This window comes from Paenibacillus baimaensis (assembly GCF_025567575.1).
In genome coordinates, this window is sequence record NZ_JAOQIO010000038.1 from 37186 (window position 1) to 51226 (window position 14041).

Annotated in this window: 15 protein-coding genes; 11 read left to right on the forward strand and 4 right to left on the reverse strand. The window is 46.2% G+C overall.

The genetic code is table 11. The features are described from left to right. Positions 1-38 precede the first annotated feature (38 nt). A complete protein-coding gene (locus tag OB236_RS13310; protein WP_262684421.1) occupies positions 39-971 on the reverse strand; it encodes a macrolide 2'-phosphotransferase in 933 nt (310 codons plus the stop codon). 452 nt (positions 972-1423) lie between these two features. Between OB236_RS13310 and OB236_RS13315 the strand changes: the two genes are divergently transcribed. The 11 genes from OB236_RS13315 (at position 1424) to OB236_RS13365 (ending at position 12294) form a co-directional block, all read left to right on the forward strand. Further along, positions 1424-2191, forward strand: coding sequence for an MFS transporter (locus OB236_RS13315; RefSeq protein ID WP_262684422.1), 768 nt, complete (start codon positions 1424-1426; stop codon positions 2189-2191). A gap of 23 nt (positions 2192-2214) precedes the next feature. After that, positions 2215-2796 (forward strand): chloramphenicol phosphotransferase CPT family protein, encoded by a 582-nt coding sequence (locus tag OB236_RS13320; RefSeq protein ID WP_262684423.1) that lies wholly within the window; start codon positions 2215-2217, stop codon positions 2794-2796. A gap of 73 nt (positions 2797-2869) precedes the next feature. Next, positions 2870-3463 (forward strand): kinase, encoded by a 594-nt coding sequence (locus OB236_RS13325; RefSeq protein WP_262684424.1) that lies wholly within the window; start codon positions 2870-2872, stop codon positions 3461-3463. Between the two features lie 304 nt (positions 3464-3767). Continuing rightward, a complete protein-coding gene (locus OB236_RS13330) occupies positions 3768-4580 on the forward strand; it encodes a TrmB family transcriptional regulator (protein WP_262684425.1) in 813 nt (270 codons plus the stop codon). A 77-nt stretch (positions 4581-4657) separates the two neighbouring features. Further along, positions 4658-5332, forward strand: coding sequence for a class I SAM-dependent methyltransferase (locus OB236_RS13335; RefSeq protein WP_262684426.1), 675 nt, complete (start codon positions 4658-4660; stop codon positions 5330-5332). A gap of 64 nt (positions 5333-5396) precedes the next feature. Beyond that, positions 5397-6974 carry an ABC transporter substrate-binding protein gene (locus OB236_RS13340; protein ID WP_262684427.1) on the forward strand — a complete coding sequence of 526 codons (1578 nt, stop codon included), beginning with the start codon at positions 5397-5399 and terminating at the stop codon, positions 6972-6974. Position 6975: 1 nt separating this feature from the next. Beyond that, positions 6976-7920 carry an ABC transporter permease gene (locus OB236_RS13345; RefSeq protein ID WP_262684428.1) on the forward strand — a complete coding sequence of 315 codons (945 nt, stop codon included), beginning with the start codon at positions 6976-6978 and terminating at the stop codon, positions 7918-7920. After that, on the forward strand, positions 7920-8783 hold the full coding sequence (locus tag OB236_RS13350) for an ABC transporter permease (protein WP_262684429.1): 864 nt from the start codon (positions 7920-7922) through the stop codon (positions 8781-8783). Before OB236_RS13345 ends, OB236_RS13350 begins: the two co-directional genes overlap by 1 nt. Beyond that, on the forward strand, positions 8755-9615 hold the full coding sequence (locus OB236_RS13355; RefSeq protein WP_262684430.1) for an ABC transporter ATP-binding protein: 861 nt from the start codon (positions 8755-8757) through the stop codon (positions 9613-9615). The genes OB236_RS13350 and OB236_RS13355 overlap by 29 nt, the downstream gene beginning before the upstream one ends. A 43-nt stretch (positions 9616-9658) precedes the next feature. Beyond that, positions 9659-10444, forward strand: coding sequence for an ATP-binding cassette domain-containing protein (locus OB236_RS13360; protein ID WP_262684431.1), 786 nt, complete (start codon positions 9659-9661; stop codon positions 10442-10444). Positions 10445-10761: 317 nt separating this feature from the next. Continuing rightward, positions 10762-12294: an MDR family MFS transporter gene (locus OB236_RS13365; protein WP_262684432.1), complete on the forward strand. Its 1533-nt coding sequence runs from the start codon at positions 10762-10764 to the stop codon at positions 12292-12294. A 175-nt stretch (positions 12295-12469) separates the two neighbouring features. Here OB236_RS13365 and OB236_RS13370 read toward each other — a convergent pair whose 3' ends face one another. The 3 genes from OB236_RS13370 to OB236_RS13380 form a co-directional block, all read right to left on the reverse strand. Beyond that, a complete protein-coding gene (locus OB236_RS13370; RefSeq protein ID WP_262684433.1) occupies positions 12470-12988 on the reverse strand; it encodes an SRPBCC family protein in 519 nt (172 codons plus the stop codon). Between the two features lie 58 nt (positions 12989-13046). Continuing rightward, the gene (locus OB236_RS13375; RefSeq protein WP_262684434.1) at positions 13047-13433 is read right to left on the reverse strand and encodes a DoxX family protein; all 387 of its coding nucleotides are present in this window, start codon (positions 13431-13433) and stop codon (positions 13047-13049) included. A 165-nt stretch (positions 13434-13598) separates the two neighbouring features. Then, positions 13599-13934 (reverse strand): ArsR/SmtB family transcription factor, encoded by a 336-nt coding sequence (locus tag OB236_RS13380; protein WP_262684435.1) that lies wholly within the window; start codon positions 13932-13934, stop codon positions 13599-13601. Positions 13935-14041: the final 107 nt, after the last annotated feature.

Below are 14041 nucleotides of genomic sequence, written 5' to 3' on the forward strand. Positions count from 1 at the left end.
TTGCGATATTGTTACCCGTTAACTTAATTTAGGATGAGTTAACCTCCATTCCAGTTTGCAATCATACCTTTAGCCATCTCGATATCGGACTCTCTTCCTGTAATAAGCGCAAACTTGGCCACTACAGCTGGATATGCTGCCCATTGTTCTGCAATATGCTCATGCATACGAGGCCACACCCTACCTCCAAATCTTTCATATCGTTGAAGTAAATCGCGAAGTCCATCGTCACCAAAGAGAGCAAAATAAATGACGAAATCCTTCCCTGGATCGGCACATTCTGCCTCGGTCCAATCAATTAAGCCCGTCACACGCCTCGTCTCATCAACGAGTATGTGAGGGGGGTGCAAATCGCCATGATTTAATGTCGAATGCTCTGGCCAGTATGAGTCTGTGGACAACCATGAATTCCATCTATGTTGTAGTTTTTGGGGAATCGCAAAACTTTGTTTAATTTCCTCGATATTACTGGAAAAGGCTTCGCGTGCATCATTAGGGCTTTTGACTCGAACGCCAGCCTTTGCAGCTACGTCATGATCGATGCCATGCAGTGAGGCCAGCGTCTCAGCGAGAGAGTCAAAGAAAATATCTGGTAGCGATTGCTGCTCATATTGCCAAACATATCCTCCCCCTGCAGGGTCTACTGTCGCAATTGGCACCCCATTGAGCAAAGGATATGCGATCAGCTCTGGAGTAAAAATGCGCCAATCGGGTACATCAATCGAAAGCTTATCACGAACAAGCATAAGCACCCTGCGTTCGTTTTCAGCTCTCTCCCATACATCGGAACGCCTTGGCTTGCGCAGTACCCATGATGTTCCTTTATGATCTGCTGTAAAAGCTACTAGAAAGTCCATTCCTGATTCGTTAATCTCCACTTGCTCTGGGTCCAACTGTAGTCCATGCTTACTTGCATGGGATAACATATCTTTTTTATCATTATGATGATCATTTGGTTGTAATGTTGTCATTTAAAAGTACACTCCTTTTATAAGTAAATTAAAAAAACACAGAGCATCGCTGCCTGTGTAATCGTAATCGAAAAAGGAATGCACTATGGTCCTCTTGCATGTAAAAGAAGATGACTACTCCTGAATTGCTTCAAAGAAAGTCTGTTCTTCTAATATAATAGGGGCACCCGTGGATAGACATACCAATCCCGATTACTCTGCGCACAGACAGAGTCGAATAACAAGCTGCAATTAGTTGCATTGCTTTCTCAATCGGGAATAATTTATCACACGTAACCCTCCATTCAAAAAGAATATGTAAATTTTAACATAGACATCTGGCTATATCAACTGACCAACTCATTGATTAATTTGAGGGTTAAGTCATTGGCGAAAATTGGTTCTCATAAGGTATAATTGAAAAATATTTCATAGCAAAAGACCATAGACTGTGACTCGAAGGAGGAGATAAGATGCTTAGGAGAAAATGTCTGGCCGCTTATTTCGCTTCATGGACGATCGTACTGTTGATTTCGTTTCCATTCATGGCTGTGGGAGGGGCAGCTTGGTATGCGGCTAGCAACTATGCATCGTGGGCCTCTGTCATTGCCTTGTATGCGGTACCGAGTATATTTCTTTACGGCATCCTTGTTTCATCAATTACGGAAGTAGCAATTAGAAAATTGAAGGTAATGGGTTCGGGCGAATGGTTAATATCCGGTTTTATCCACGTTGTCCTTGGGTTCTTATTTGGTATTATATTTCAATCTTCTTTATTTAGCATCATGGGTGGCACAGTGGCGATTCTTTTTTTCGGTTTTGACAGGCTGATCCTCCGTTTCTTGCCACTTGTCAAGCGGGGAACGCGCGTACTGCTAATGGCTGCGCCTCTTGTTCTTTTTGGGATTTTTGTGGGTACTTTACACGTGTCTTCACCGCCGAAGCCACCGTTTACCGCCGTGGATGCAGTCAATTTTGCGACTTCAGGCAGCGGGACCACCATCGATAGATTCCCCAAACAAGTCGGAATGCAGAAATTACAGGTCGACGGCTATGATGTTGAAAGAGAAACGGCGATTGAGGAAACTGACGTAAAGGAACAGTACATAGTTCATTTCATTGAGCGTTGGAGTAAAGAAGGAGTAACCGGAGAACAGCAGATGCTCTATGAAATCAGCCGTGGGACGATGGGAGGGAAAGGGGGAAGTGGCACGGAACCTCCCTACCTGCGTACACAATAGGAAGAATAAGATAGGAGGTCACTTTGGCTAAAATCGGAACCATCATTTTTCTGAACGGCACTTCTAGTGCAGGGAAAACAAGTATTTCTAAAGAGCTTATTCAGCTGCTTGACGAAGATTTTATTTACTTATCTGTCGATAATGCGATTGCTGGTGTCAATGACATGTTGATGAGTATGTTTGGCGATCACATATCCAGAGAAGAAATAGAAACAATTGAAATAGAAGAAATGATAGAAAATCCAGTCATAACACTTTTTCATCATTATATGATGGCTTTTTCAAGGGTAGGCAAGAATATGATTGTTGATCACGTGCTGATTGAGCCAAGCTGGTTGGAGGAATGTGTTCAATTATTACATAGTACACAATCATTTTTTATCGGTGTTCACTGTCCACTTGATGAACTGGAACGAAGAGAACGAGAACGAGGAGATAGACCAATTGGACTCGCCAAAGCCCAATTTGATATCGTACACCAACATCATAGATATGATCTTGAAATCGATACGCATGATAATTCAATCAAGGAATGTGCAATTACGATCAAAGAATTTATTTTAACCAATCAACCACGAGCTTTCAAAGAGCTTAGAAGTCATTAGTTTGGTAGCAATGAGAGCTATTTGCCTGAAACCATACCAAATAATGGAATTCATTTTCTGAGGAGCGGGTAGTTTGGAGGATCATATAACGAGCTTATTTAAATGTATACCCAAGTTAAAGACAGGCAATCGATTTATTGTAGGAATAGACGGACTAAGTCGTTCGGGAAAAACGACACTCGTAGAGAAGTTTAGTCGGAATTTGACCGGGGAGCACATCGAGGTTTGCATCTTTCATATAGACGATTATATTGTGGAACGTAGCAAACGTTACGATACAGGCTCTGAAGAGTGGTTTGAATATTATCACTTACAGTGGGACACTGAATGGTTAAAGCGAAATTTGTTCAAGAAACTAAAGGAAACTAGCCAGCTCAAGCTCCCCATATACGATAATGAATCTGATACACATCGCTTACAAAACATAATAATTCCCGAGACATGCGTTAATGTCATAGAAGGAGTTTTTCTGCAACGTGAGGAGTGGAGAGGTTTATACGATTATATCGTTTATCTGGATTGCCCACGGAATAAAAGGTTATTACGTGAAAGTGAACTCACCCAAAGGAACATGGAAAAGATGAGAAACCGATATTGGAAGGCAGAAGATTATTATTTACAGACAGTCCTCCCAACAAAACAAGCTCATTTGGTTCTAAACAATTAATGGAGCAGCCATATGTCATTAGGACAAGATTATTGCAAGAAAGCACTTACTTAGGGTAGGTGCTTTTTAATTTTGTAAACAAACCATACATAAGAAAATATATATTCGATGAATGTGGGAATTTCCGTATTTAGGAATACAGTGTCTACTTACGCAATCACCCGAAAATAAGCAATAAACTGAGAAATATGAAGCTACTAGCAGGAATATCCAGATAAACAAGCAAAAATAGGTAAAAATAGACTTTGATAAAGATTCTCATTCTCATAGTAGTTAGATATAATACTACCTGTGAGGTGTTATGATGGATTCCGTTACCGAATTATTGTGCCATTTTGGTTTTAGCAAAAATGAAGCACGGGTGTATGTGGCATTGATGCAGGAAACTTCGGCGACTGGTTATCAAATCAGCAAAAACACGGGTATATCGCGGGCTGAAGTATACCGGGTACTGGGCAACCTTGCAGATAAAGGCGCAGTTGTGTGGCAGCAGACGGAACCCGCTTTGTACATGGCGGTTGAGCCAGAATCTTATCTGGATCGTCTTGAATCCCAATTCAATCACAATCTTCAGAAGGTGCGTGAAGAATTGAAGGAGATCAATCGGCAAACAAGCAACGATACGATCGTGTATATCAAGGGATACGATCATATATTGCACAAGGCCAAAGAGATGATCGCTTCCACACGGTACGAGCTATATATCCGCTGCGGTGCGACACTTGCTGCTCTGCTGCAGGATGATTTGAAAAAGCTGTCCGACAGGGGGGTGAAGGTACGAATACTAGCGTATGGCGATTTTTCGATGGAAGGTATCCAAGTCGTGACGCATCCGCTTCGTCATGATGAAGTTCACCGCCATAGGGTATCACAGCTGCTGCTGATCAGCGATATCCGTAAAATGCTGGTAGGTCAGCTGGAGCCTGAGAGTTCAGGCACGGTAATGGGTACATACAGTGAAAGCCCGGAAATTATACATATTATGCGGGAAATGATGCGATCGGGCTTCCATTTGACAATTTTGGCGAACGAAAGCGATGTCCTCTCCCGATTTATGGGGGAACACGAGCTGTTCCAGGAAATCTATAAGGATGGTTCGATCCTGAGGTACGAATAGCCTGTCGACGTGGTCGGCAGCCATTTTTTTGCTTGTACATTGAGAATAATAATCATTATCTTGAAGGAGAGATACTTATGCATGCATCCGAATTGAACGAAATTGAAGTGAAAAATCTGGTGAAAAAGCATTGGAACGGCCGCGCCGCTGAATTCGACCAGGGGCCGAGCCACGGTTTGTTAAATGAGGAGCAGCATCAGGCATGGGTAGCCGTGTTAAGTAAGTTAGCTGGCAGCGAACCATTAAAGGTGCTCGATCTGGGCTGCGGCACAGGGTTCCTTTCCTTACTGCTCGCTAATATGGGACATGACGTTACAGGTCTTGATTTTGCCGAAGAAATGCTGCAGCTCGCTCGTGCAAAAGCAGATCAAGCTGGTTTGCCAATCAACTTCCTGTCGGGAGATGCTGAGCATACCGGTCTGCCAGAAGGTGCATACGATCTGATCGTTGCTCGTCATTTGATCTGGACGCTGCCCCATCCTGCTGACGCTGTAGAGGAATGGACGCGTTTACTTAAACCACAGGGACGTATCGCTTTGGTGGAAGGGCAGTGGGAGAATCAGGATGTGAAGGAGGAATACGAACAGATTCGCAGCCGGCTTCCGTTCTATGGCGGTCAACCGAGCGAACAGCTTGCTTCGTTTTTCCGCTCTAAAGGTCTGAATGAGGTTGCCATCCAACCACTGATGGAAGCGGCGCTGTGGGGCGGCATGCCTAAGCATCCACGTTATCTCGTTATTGCCCAGCGCTAGTAACAGTCGTCGGTCCTTGTGTCCGGCATAATCCAATCATACATAATCGGGGGAATCAGCAATCATGGTATTTTCACATAAAAGAAACCGTTGGACCACGGCTTGCATGGCCTTGCTGCTCGTGGTATTGACCGCTTGCACGCAACAGCCTGCGGCCCAACCAGCTACTACAGCCGTACCTCAGCAAAGTGATAAAGGGGCGGTGAGTACAGACAAGACCAAGGATCAGCTAGTTATTGTACAAACGAATGAAACCAGAGATTTTACAACAATTGATCCTTATCAAAAAGATATAACGCTTCCGCGGACATTGATTTTCGATACGCTGCTGGTCAGAGGTCAGGATGGCAAGTTGGCTCCGTCGCTTGCGGAAAGCTACGAGTTCAAAGATAACAACTGGAGAATCAAGGTTAAAAAGGGAATTACGTTCCATAATGGCGATACCCTGAATGCTCAATCGGTCAAGGCGACAATCGATAAACTGATGTCTGCAGAGGTTCCCAAGAGCACATTCAAAACACTGCTCGATGGTGTGACGGGAACGAACATTGTTGACGAGTACACGGTCGATATTATAACATCCTCGCCCAACTACGCTTTGATTAATTTTATGGTTGACCTGCCAATTTTATCGGCTAAACAGCTTGCGAACGGTGACGAGTACAAAACACAGCTGGTAGGAACAGGCCCCTATGTATTAAGCGATTGGAAGCGTGGGGAAGTCGCTACGCTGAAGGAAGCTCCGAACTACTGGGGAAAACGCCCGCCGTTCAAGTCCGTCGTTATCAAAAATGTAACAGACGAAGCTACTCGTATGGCAGAGCTGCTGAGCGGTAATGCAGATATCGCTTCTGATCTTTCATCCACATCAATCAAGCGCGTTCAAGGGCAGTCCGGCTATCAGATTGTATCCGAGCCCGGATTCCGTGTAACCTGGCAAAGCTATTTCTTTAAAGCACCTTTTGACAATGCCAAGGTCCGTGAAGCTCTTTATTATGGAATCGACAAAGGAACATTGGCCAAAAATATGTATGGCGAATTTGCTTTGCCCGCTGTAGCTCCAGTTACTAAAGCAGGCTCCGGCTTCGTAGAAGCGTATCCTTTAAGTGACTACAATCCGGAAAAAGCCAAGTCTTTGCTAGCTGAGTCTGGTGTTGCTACGCCGATATCCGTTAACCTGGATGTTACGCAGCGAGATATCGATACTGCACAGGTGCTGCAGGCGCAGCTGAAAAAGATCGGAATCGAAGCGAAAATTAATTTGATGGAAATCGGACCCATGCTGGATCCCAAACGCTACGAGCAAAGCAATGCTGGATCGATTCTACTATTCTCGGGCTACGATAATCCAGATCGTGAGCTATATCGGATACTGGTAGCAGCGTTCAGTCAAAAATCACTCTACAAAACATTCGGCTACCAGCTGGATTCGCAGGTCGAGCAATGGATCAAGGATTATGCCGCTGAACCGGATGAGAAAAAACGATTGGCCTTATCCAAGCAAATTCTTGATAAATCCAAACAAGGGTCCCCGGTCAACTGGCTGATGTTCCCTCCTAATATTTACGGATTATCCAGCAATATCGATTGGAAGCCAGATGGAACAGGCAGAATCGATATTCATCAGATCAAGGTGAAATAGGATGCATCAGGGAATGAAAGCGGCCGTACAACGTCTTGTTGTCGGCCTTTCCATCTTGCTTACGGTATCCAGTATTTTATTCTTTGTGTCCAGCGCGATGGGCGATCCCATTCATTCTCTGCTTCCCCATGATGCTACGGAGGCAGAGAAGGATTTGCTGCGCAAAACGCTGGGTCTGGATGCTCCGGCGTTGGTAAGGTTCGGCTTGTATATTCTGAAGACGATAACGCTTCAATTCGGCAATTCTTATAAGCTCGGTGAACCCGTGCTGGATATTGCTCTTCCTTACTTATGGGCAACGATGAAGCTAATCGTTCTCGTGCTGCCTATTGGTATTGTCGGTGGGATCGGTGTCGGCTTTCTCGGCCTCTATTTACCGACTAAGCTGGACAGTCAATTGAATAAAGCACTGCTGATGCTGCACTCGATACCGGGTTTTGTTCCCTGCATCCTGGCTATTGAGCTGTTCAGTGTACATCTAAAGTGGTTTCCTCCCTCGGGTAGTCAGGGAATTCAATCGCTGGTGCTGCCGGTGCTGCTGCTTGCGGGTGCAGAAGCTATCAAGATTGGTCTGTTGTTCCGCTCCAAGCTGCAGGAGGTAGCCAAAGAAAAATTTGTTGTAACCGCGAGAGCTAAAAACGTAAGCACCTTCCGCTTTAGTGTTCACTATTTGCTGCGTCCAGCTCTGTCGCTTATCTTTTCCTTTGTATCGATACAGGTGGGAGTTCTGCTTAGCAGCACGATCGTTGTAGAGACGATTTTTTCTTACCCGGGCATCGGCAATTTGACGGTGGGAGCTATCGCCAGTCACGATCTCCCGCTTATACAGGCATGCTTGGTTTTTACAACGCTTTTGTTTATTTTCTCGCGATTTTTGCTGGATATGCTTCATCCGCTCATTGACCCAAGGGTTAAACAAAATCAGGTGTGGGAGCGAAAAGAATAGTGAACATTTCAAACCGCTACTGGATGATACTGCTATCCTCAGCTGTCGTATTTATCGTATTGTCTCTCATCTATATGCAAGGGTTCGCACATGATCCGACTGCTCCATTCGAGGGTCCAAAGCTGGATCCGCCCTCGGCCGATTTTTGGCTCGGTACCGATCACCTTGGTAGGGATGTGAGCAGCCGGCTTATATATGCGACCTATCTGACACTTGGACTGGCGCTGCTCGCGGTACTGCTGGCTATGACGGCAGGTACGCTGCTCGGCATGCTGGCCGGGTATAACGTAGTGCCTTTGCTGACACCGCTAATTTTGTTTGTCGGGCAAATTTCAATCGTATTTCCGGTTCGTATGCTGCCGCTGCTCATTATTACGATATTTGGCAACGGACCGCTGGGAATGGTTCTATCGATGGCTTTTTCCATCTGGGGTCAATTTTTTTGGCTTATTCATGACGAAACGAAAGCACTGCGGGGAAGGGGATTTATTCGGGCAGGCTTTATGCTCGGCAGCAGCAAGTGGGGCATAGTTCGTCTGCATATTTTACCTCATCTGCTGCCCACCGTCGTGCTGCTATCCACCATCTGCTTCCGTACGGCGATTGGTGTGATCTCTACGTTAAGCTTTCTCGGGATTGGTATCAGTCCGCCGACACCGACATGGGGATCGATGATTGCGGATGGACATCCTTATATTATACAGGCCTGGTGGACGATCGTATTTCCGACATTGGCGTTGGCCTGCTCGATATTAATGGTCAATAGCATCGGCAGCAAGCTTGAACAAAGATGGAAGCATGCCGATACATCGAAACTGGAAGGGCGGGAAATCGGTGAGCTCAATACCACAACCTCTATTTGAGATCAGCGGGCTTCACACAGGCATTACGAAACCTGAAAACGGTCGGTGTCTGTTACAAGATGTCAGCTTTCATATTGACCAAGGAGAAACGGTAGCCGTAGTTGGTGAGAGCGGCTGCGGCAAGAGCACACTGGCACTATCGATTATGGGTTTGCTGGAAGCACCGCTTGGTATTCAATCCGGCCGTATTCGTCTGCAGGACCGGGATCTGCTGCAAATATCCAAAAAGGAAATGAAGCGAGTACGTGGGACCGAGATTGCGATTGTGTTTCAGGACCCGATGAGTGCATTTCACCCTATGATCCCGCTTGGTGCCCAACTGATGGAATGCTTAAAAACTGGCGACCGACGGGTCCGAATCTCCCGTTGTCTTGATATGTTAGATCGTGTAGGCCTGCCTGATCCTGGAAAGCAGATGAAAAGCTACTCCTTCGAGCTGAGTGGAGGTATGCTGCAGCGGGTGATGATCGCGATGGCGCTGCTCAATGGGCCCAAGCTGTTAATCGCAGATGAGCCGACGACTGCCCTTGACGTTACCGTACAGGCAAGTATATTACGTTTGCTTAAGGACATACAGCAGGAATTTGGTATGGGTATGCTGTTCATCTCTCACGATTTGGGTGTTGTCTCTGAATTGGCGGATCGCATCGTTGTGATGCGCCAGGGCCAGGTCGTCGAGTACGGGGAGGCTTCCTGCCTGTTAGATAATCCGACCCATCCCTATACGCGTCATTTGCTGGAGATGGTGCCCGTATTGGGACGCTCGCTTCCAGCAAAGGTACTGACCTACGATCAGCATGTGCTGCAGACTGAGGTCGTTGAGGCTATTTAATTAAGCTGGCGAGGCTGGCGTATACAGAAGGTGGCGGATGCAAATGCTGGCTGCAAAGCATATACAAAAACAATATATACAGCGCCACTGGTTCGGGCCTCCGTCGGTGACCGAAGCGGTTAACAAAGTTACGCTTGAGCTGCGTGCCGGGGAAACAGTTGGGCTGGTTGGAGAAAGCGGAAGCGGTAAAAGTACACTGGCTCGCTGCATGGCTATGCTTGAACCGATAACAGAAGGCAGTTTGACATGGAACGATAAGGATATAACACAAATATCGTTTGAAGAGTCAAGAGCGCTGAGACGTAACATCCAGCTTATATTTCAGGACCCTGTGGACGCCTTGAACCCAAGGCTGACCATCGAACGGATTTTGATGGAGCCACTCTACCACTTCGCCATCGGTAGCTTGCAGGATCGTAAGCATCAAGCGAGACAGGCGATTGAACGGGTCGGCTTGAACAGGGATCATCTCAGCCGCTACCCGACGGAATTAAGCCGTGGGCAATGTCAGCGTGTCAATATTGCCAGAGCATTGATGATTGACCCGCAAATTCTGATCTGTGACGAGATTATTTCTGCGCTCGATGTTTCCACAGGAGCACAAATCATCCGCTTGCTGCTCGATTTGCAGCAGCAATTCGGATATGGATATTTATTCATTTCTCATGATCTGGCCAGGGTCATGCAGGTGAGTCACCGAATCGCCGTCATGTATAAAGGGGAAATCGTGGAAACACGTGCAAGCAGCGGGTTCCATCTGGAGGCGGAGCATCCGTACACGCTCAGCTTGCTGGCTGCGGTACCCAAGCTCCGCTCCTCTGCGTTCTAAAGCTTACGGCCCGTAAGCTCTATATTAACAATGTATATTATTAATGAGGTTAACAATATAGGTAGCATTTAATGACAATGATACTAACTATAGACCGCCCAAATGGTGGTCTTTTTGCATGTTCAGAGACTTTGCTGGCAAGACTGTGGACTGTGGAAACATTCGCTATAACCAAATTTACCGTTGCTAACCATTCTCCTGTCATGTAAAAGTAGTTAAAGGCGAAAAGCTGCGTGCCGTTTATATTCGGTTTATACAAGTGCGATATACTTCTTGCATAAGCCTTGGCCGTATGGCCGGAGCTCAAATTCTATGAGGTGATTCCTATCGAAAAAACGAAAACAAACAACAAAACCTTGATCCTGATCGGACTATTGATCGGGCTGATTTTTGCTGAGCTTGACGAGACGATTGTCTCCACGGCGATGCCGACGATCATCCGCGAATTGCATGGCTTGTCCTTGTATGGCTGGGTCGCAGGTGTCTACATGCTGACACTGACGATGTTTATGCCAATCCTTGGCAAGCTGGCCGATTTGTACGGTCGTAGGCGCATTTATCTGATATGTATCGGTCTGTTTATTGCAGGCTCGATTGTCAGCGGTATGGCATCGTCGATGACGATACTGCTGATCGGCCGAGGCATTCAAGGAATCGGGGCCGGAGGCTTGATGCCGCTCGCGCTGGTCATTATCGGCGAGGCCTATCCACTTGAACAACGGGCTAAGATCCAAAGTCTGTTCGGGCCAATGATGATTATTCCGCAGCTATTGGGACCGACTGTGGGTGGTTACATCGTCGGTAATATTGACTGGCACTGGGTATTTCTGATCAATATTCCAATCGGACTGCTCGCAGCGCTTTTTGTAGCCAAGGGCATGCAAGAATCGATTGGAAACGAGAAGCGGTATATCGACTGGGCGGGTGCGTGCACGCTCATATTGGCGCTGCTTTCACTGCTTCTGACACCAGTACTGATCGATAATCAGGGCTACGCCTGGTCGTCGCCGATCATTATTGGACTGCTGAGCTTGTCAGCGCTGCTGTTCGCACTGTTGGTATGGATCGAAGCCAAAGCCAAGGAGCCGATCATCCCGCTGCATCTGTTCCGCAACCGTAATGTAGTCGTGTTATCACTGCTAGTATTTATCCTGATGCTCGGAATTATGGGTGGGATGGCCACATTCCCATTTTTTGCACAGCATGTAATGGGGCTGACGCCGACGGAAGCTGGTTATTTGATGCTGGCATTTATGGCAGGGGCAATTCCGGCAAGCATTGTGAACGGGTTTCTGATCACGCGGGTAGCGTACCGCAGCCTGTTTATCGTATCATTTTTGCTGCCAATCGCTGGTTTCCTGATGCTGACGCAGATCGGCGTCGCGACAACCTGGCTTTACATCGTCGGCGCATTTTTTGTACTCGGCGTCGGACTCGGCGCACTGTTCGGCGGAGACAACCTGATTGTTCAGGAGTCGGTAGATGCCAAAGACAGCGGTATTGCCCTGTCAACAGTCCAGTTGTTCCAATCGCTTGGCGCGACCATCGGTCTCAGTATTTTTGGCAGCCTTCTGTCCAAGCACATTAAGGATGGAATCGCTGCACTTGACAGCCGACTTCCTGCTGATGCGGCGGCTAATATTGAGACAGGTAACATTCCCGCAGATCTGCCAGCAGCTTTGCTGCACGATATCAAGCAGGTATTCAGTTATTCATTTCAGAATATGTTCGTGATCTCACTCGTATTTGCAATTGCCGCTTTTATTCTCTGCTGGTTTTTGAAGAAAGAGGTACTGTCTAAGAAAGCCGAAGAGGGGATGGGAACGGAAAGCGGAGCGGGCGCAGGTTGATAAATCGGAAATAAGTTTTCAGAAAATGCTTGTATTTGAATCTTGCTCTGGATAACTGTGACAATAATATCCCCTCTTTGAACTTTTATACTTATACCATGATCCTTGCGTCTAATGGTTATAAGAAATGTTCAAAAGAGGGGATGGTTTTGCAATAGGCTTAAATAAATATCGTTTATAGAGTCGCAAGGTAATCGTCGAGTTGGCCGAAGGTTCCGGCAAAGCCTTGCTGCATAGATTCATGCATGGAATGGAAAAATTGGATTTCTTCCTCAGTAGCGTTAATTGGGCCTCCCCGCAAGGTTATTGTCGTTGTACCTTCTTCCTCAGTGAACGTGAACACATTATAAATTTCCAGTGGAAAGGTTTGGGTTTGGCTAAAGGGCGCTCGGACAATATTACCTTCCTCATCAGAAAATGAATTGACGAACACAATCCTTTCAGGGGAAACGATTTCGTGATACACAAACTTACCCCACATTTCGTGGCCATCAGCGGCCTTCATACAATAATGAAATATGCCGCCTGGACGGATATCCGCCTGAGCTACATGGATCGTAAACCCAGTGGGTCCCCACCAATGCTTCAGGTGATCTGCATCGGTCCATACCTTAAATACAAGCTCACGAGGTGCATTGAAGGTACGGGTAATGACCAAATCGTATTCAGGGTTTGTTGTTTGTTGTTCGGACATGTTAATGCCTCCTAATTTGTGTGTTTGTAAGGAAATAAGGAATACCAAATATGTTAAGTTATTTGGCATGATTCCGTGAAGCTGCCCTTAGTCTTTTGTGATATAGAACATAGGAGCCAATAATGACCAGGTAACCGATCAGGAAAAACACCAATCCGCCTGGAGGGTCGCCGACAGCTATTGTTGAGTACATGGCACCTGTCAGATCGATCACAAAACCGGCATAAGCCCATTCCTTAACCCTCGGAAAGCCAGGAACAAGTATCGCTACCACCCCTAATAATTTGGCAACACCCAGGAAGGGCAGAAGATAAGCAGGATATCCTAAATGGGCAAATAGTACAACTGCATCAGGAGCAGACAAGAGATCCGGAATAGCACCGACACCCATTAACGCTAACATCAATACAGTGAAAACCCAGTAAAATATGTTGATTCTTCTCATTGATTATCGGTTCCTCCTTGGCGTTATATACACAGGAATGCATTCAATACGCGAGTTATGATGAGCTCACGATCCTTCTATGGATGTAAGGGTGCTGCTCGAAACTTGATCTTCTTTCAACATTACATTCTTCCTATTTCTTAACAACTATACTGTTTGGCAGGACTACTGCTTGTCGTCATGATTCACTCCCTTTCTTTGCAGCTCCTGCAAGTAATCATCCAATCGATCGAATCTTTCTTCCCAGATATGGCGGTAGGACTCCATCCACGTATCCAACTCCTTAAATGGTTCAGACCGCAGCTTGTAGATTCGCCGATTAGCGACCGCATTCACTTCAACAAGCCCGGCATCACAAAGCACACGGAGATGTTTGGATGTTTGCGGTTGGTTGAGGCCGAGTTGATCGGCAACTTCCCCAACGGATAGGGGACCCTTACGTAAAAGTTCAACTATGTGTAATCGATTTGGCTCGGCAAGAGCACTAAAAGTAGAATTCATGCTTTTAATATACTTTAATAGGAATATTCCTGTCAAGGAATGTTTGTAATTCATAAACCGTATACGATCGTATAATTACGGCACCGTATTTCCTTATGCTATAGTCT

Coding starts and splice junctions, on each gene's coding strand:
- OB236_RS13310 (WP_262684421.1), bottom strand. CDS start 971: ATGACAACATTACAACCAAATGATCATCATAATGATAAAAAAGATATG.
- OB236_RS13315 (WP_262684422.1), top strand. CDS start 1,424: ATGCTTAGGAGAAAATGTCTGGCCGCTTATTTCGCTTCATGGACGATC.
- OB236_RS13330 (WP_262684425.1), top strand. CDS start 3,768: ATGGATTCCGTTACCGAATTATTGTGCCATTTTGGTTTTAGCAAAAAT.
- OB236_RS13335 (WP_262684426.1), top strand. CDS start 4,658: ATGCATGCATCCGAATTGAACGAAATTGAAGTGAAAAATCTGGTGAAA.
- OB236_RS13340 (WP_262684427.1), top strand. CDS start 5,397: ATGGTATTTTCACATAAAAGAAACCGTTGGACCACGGCTTGCATGGCC.
- OB236_RS13345 (WP_262684428.1), top strand. CDS start 6,976: ATGCATCAGGGAATGAAAGCGGCCGTACAACGTCTTGTTGTCGGCCTT.
- OB236_RS13360 (WP_262684431.1), top strand. CDS start 9,659: ATGCTGGCTGCAAAGCATATACAAAAACAATATATACAGCGCCACTGG.
- OB236_RS13370 (WP_262684433.1), bottom strand. CDS start 12,988: ATGTCCGAACAACAAACAACAAACCCTGAATACGATTTGGTCATTACC.
- OB236_RS13375 (WP_262684434.1), bottom strand. CDS start 13,433: ATGAGAAGAATCAACATATTTTACTGGGTTTTCACTGTATTGATGTTA.
- OB236_RS13380 (WP_262684435.1), bottom strand. CDS start 13,934: ATGAATTCTACTTTTAGTGCTCTTGCCGAGCCAAATCGATTACACATA.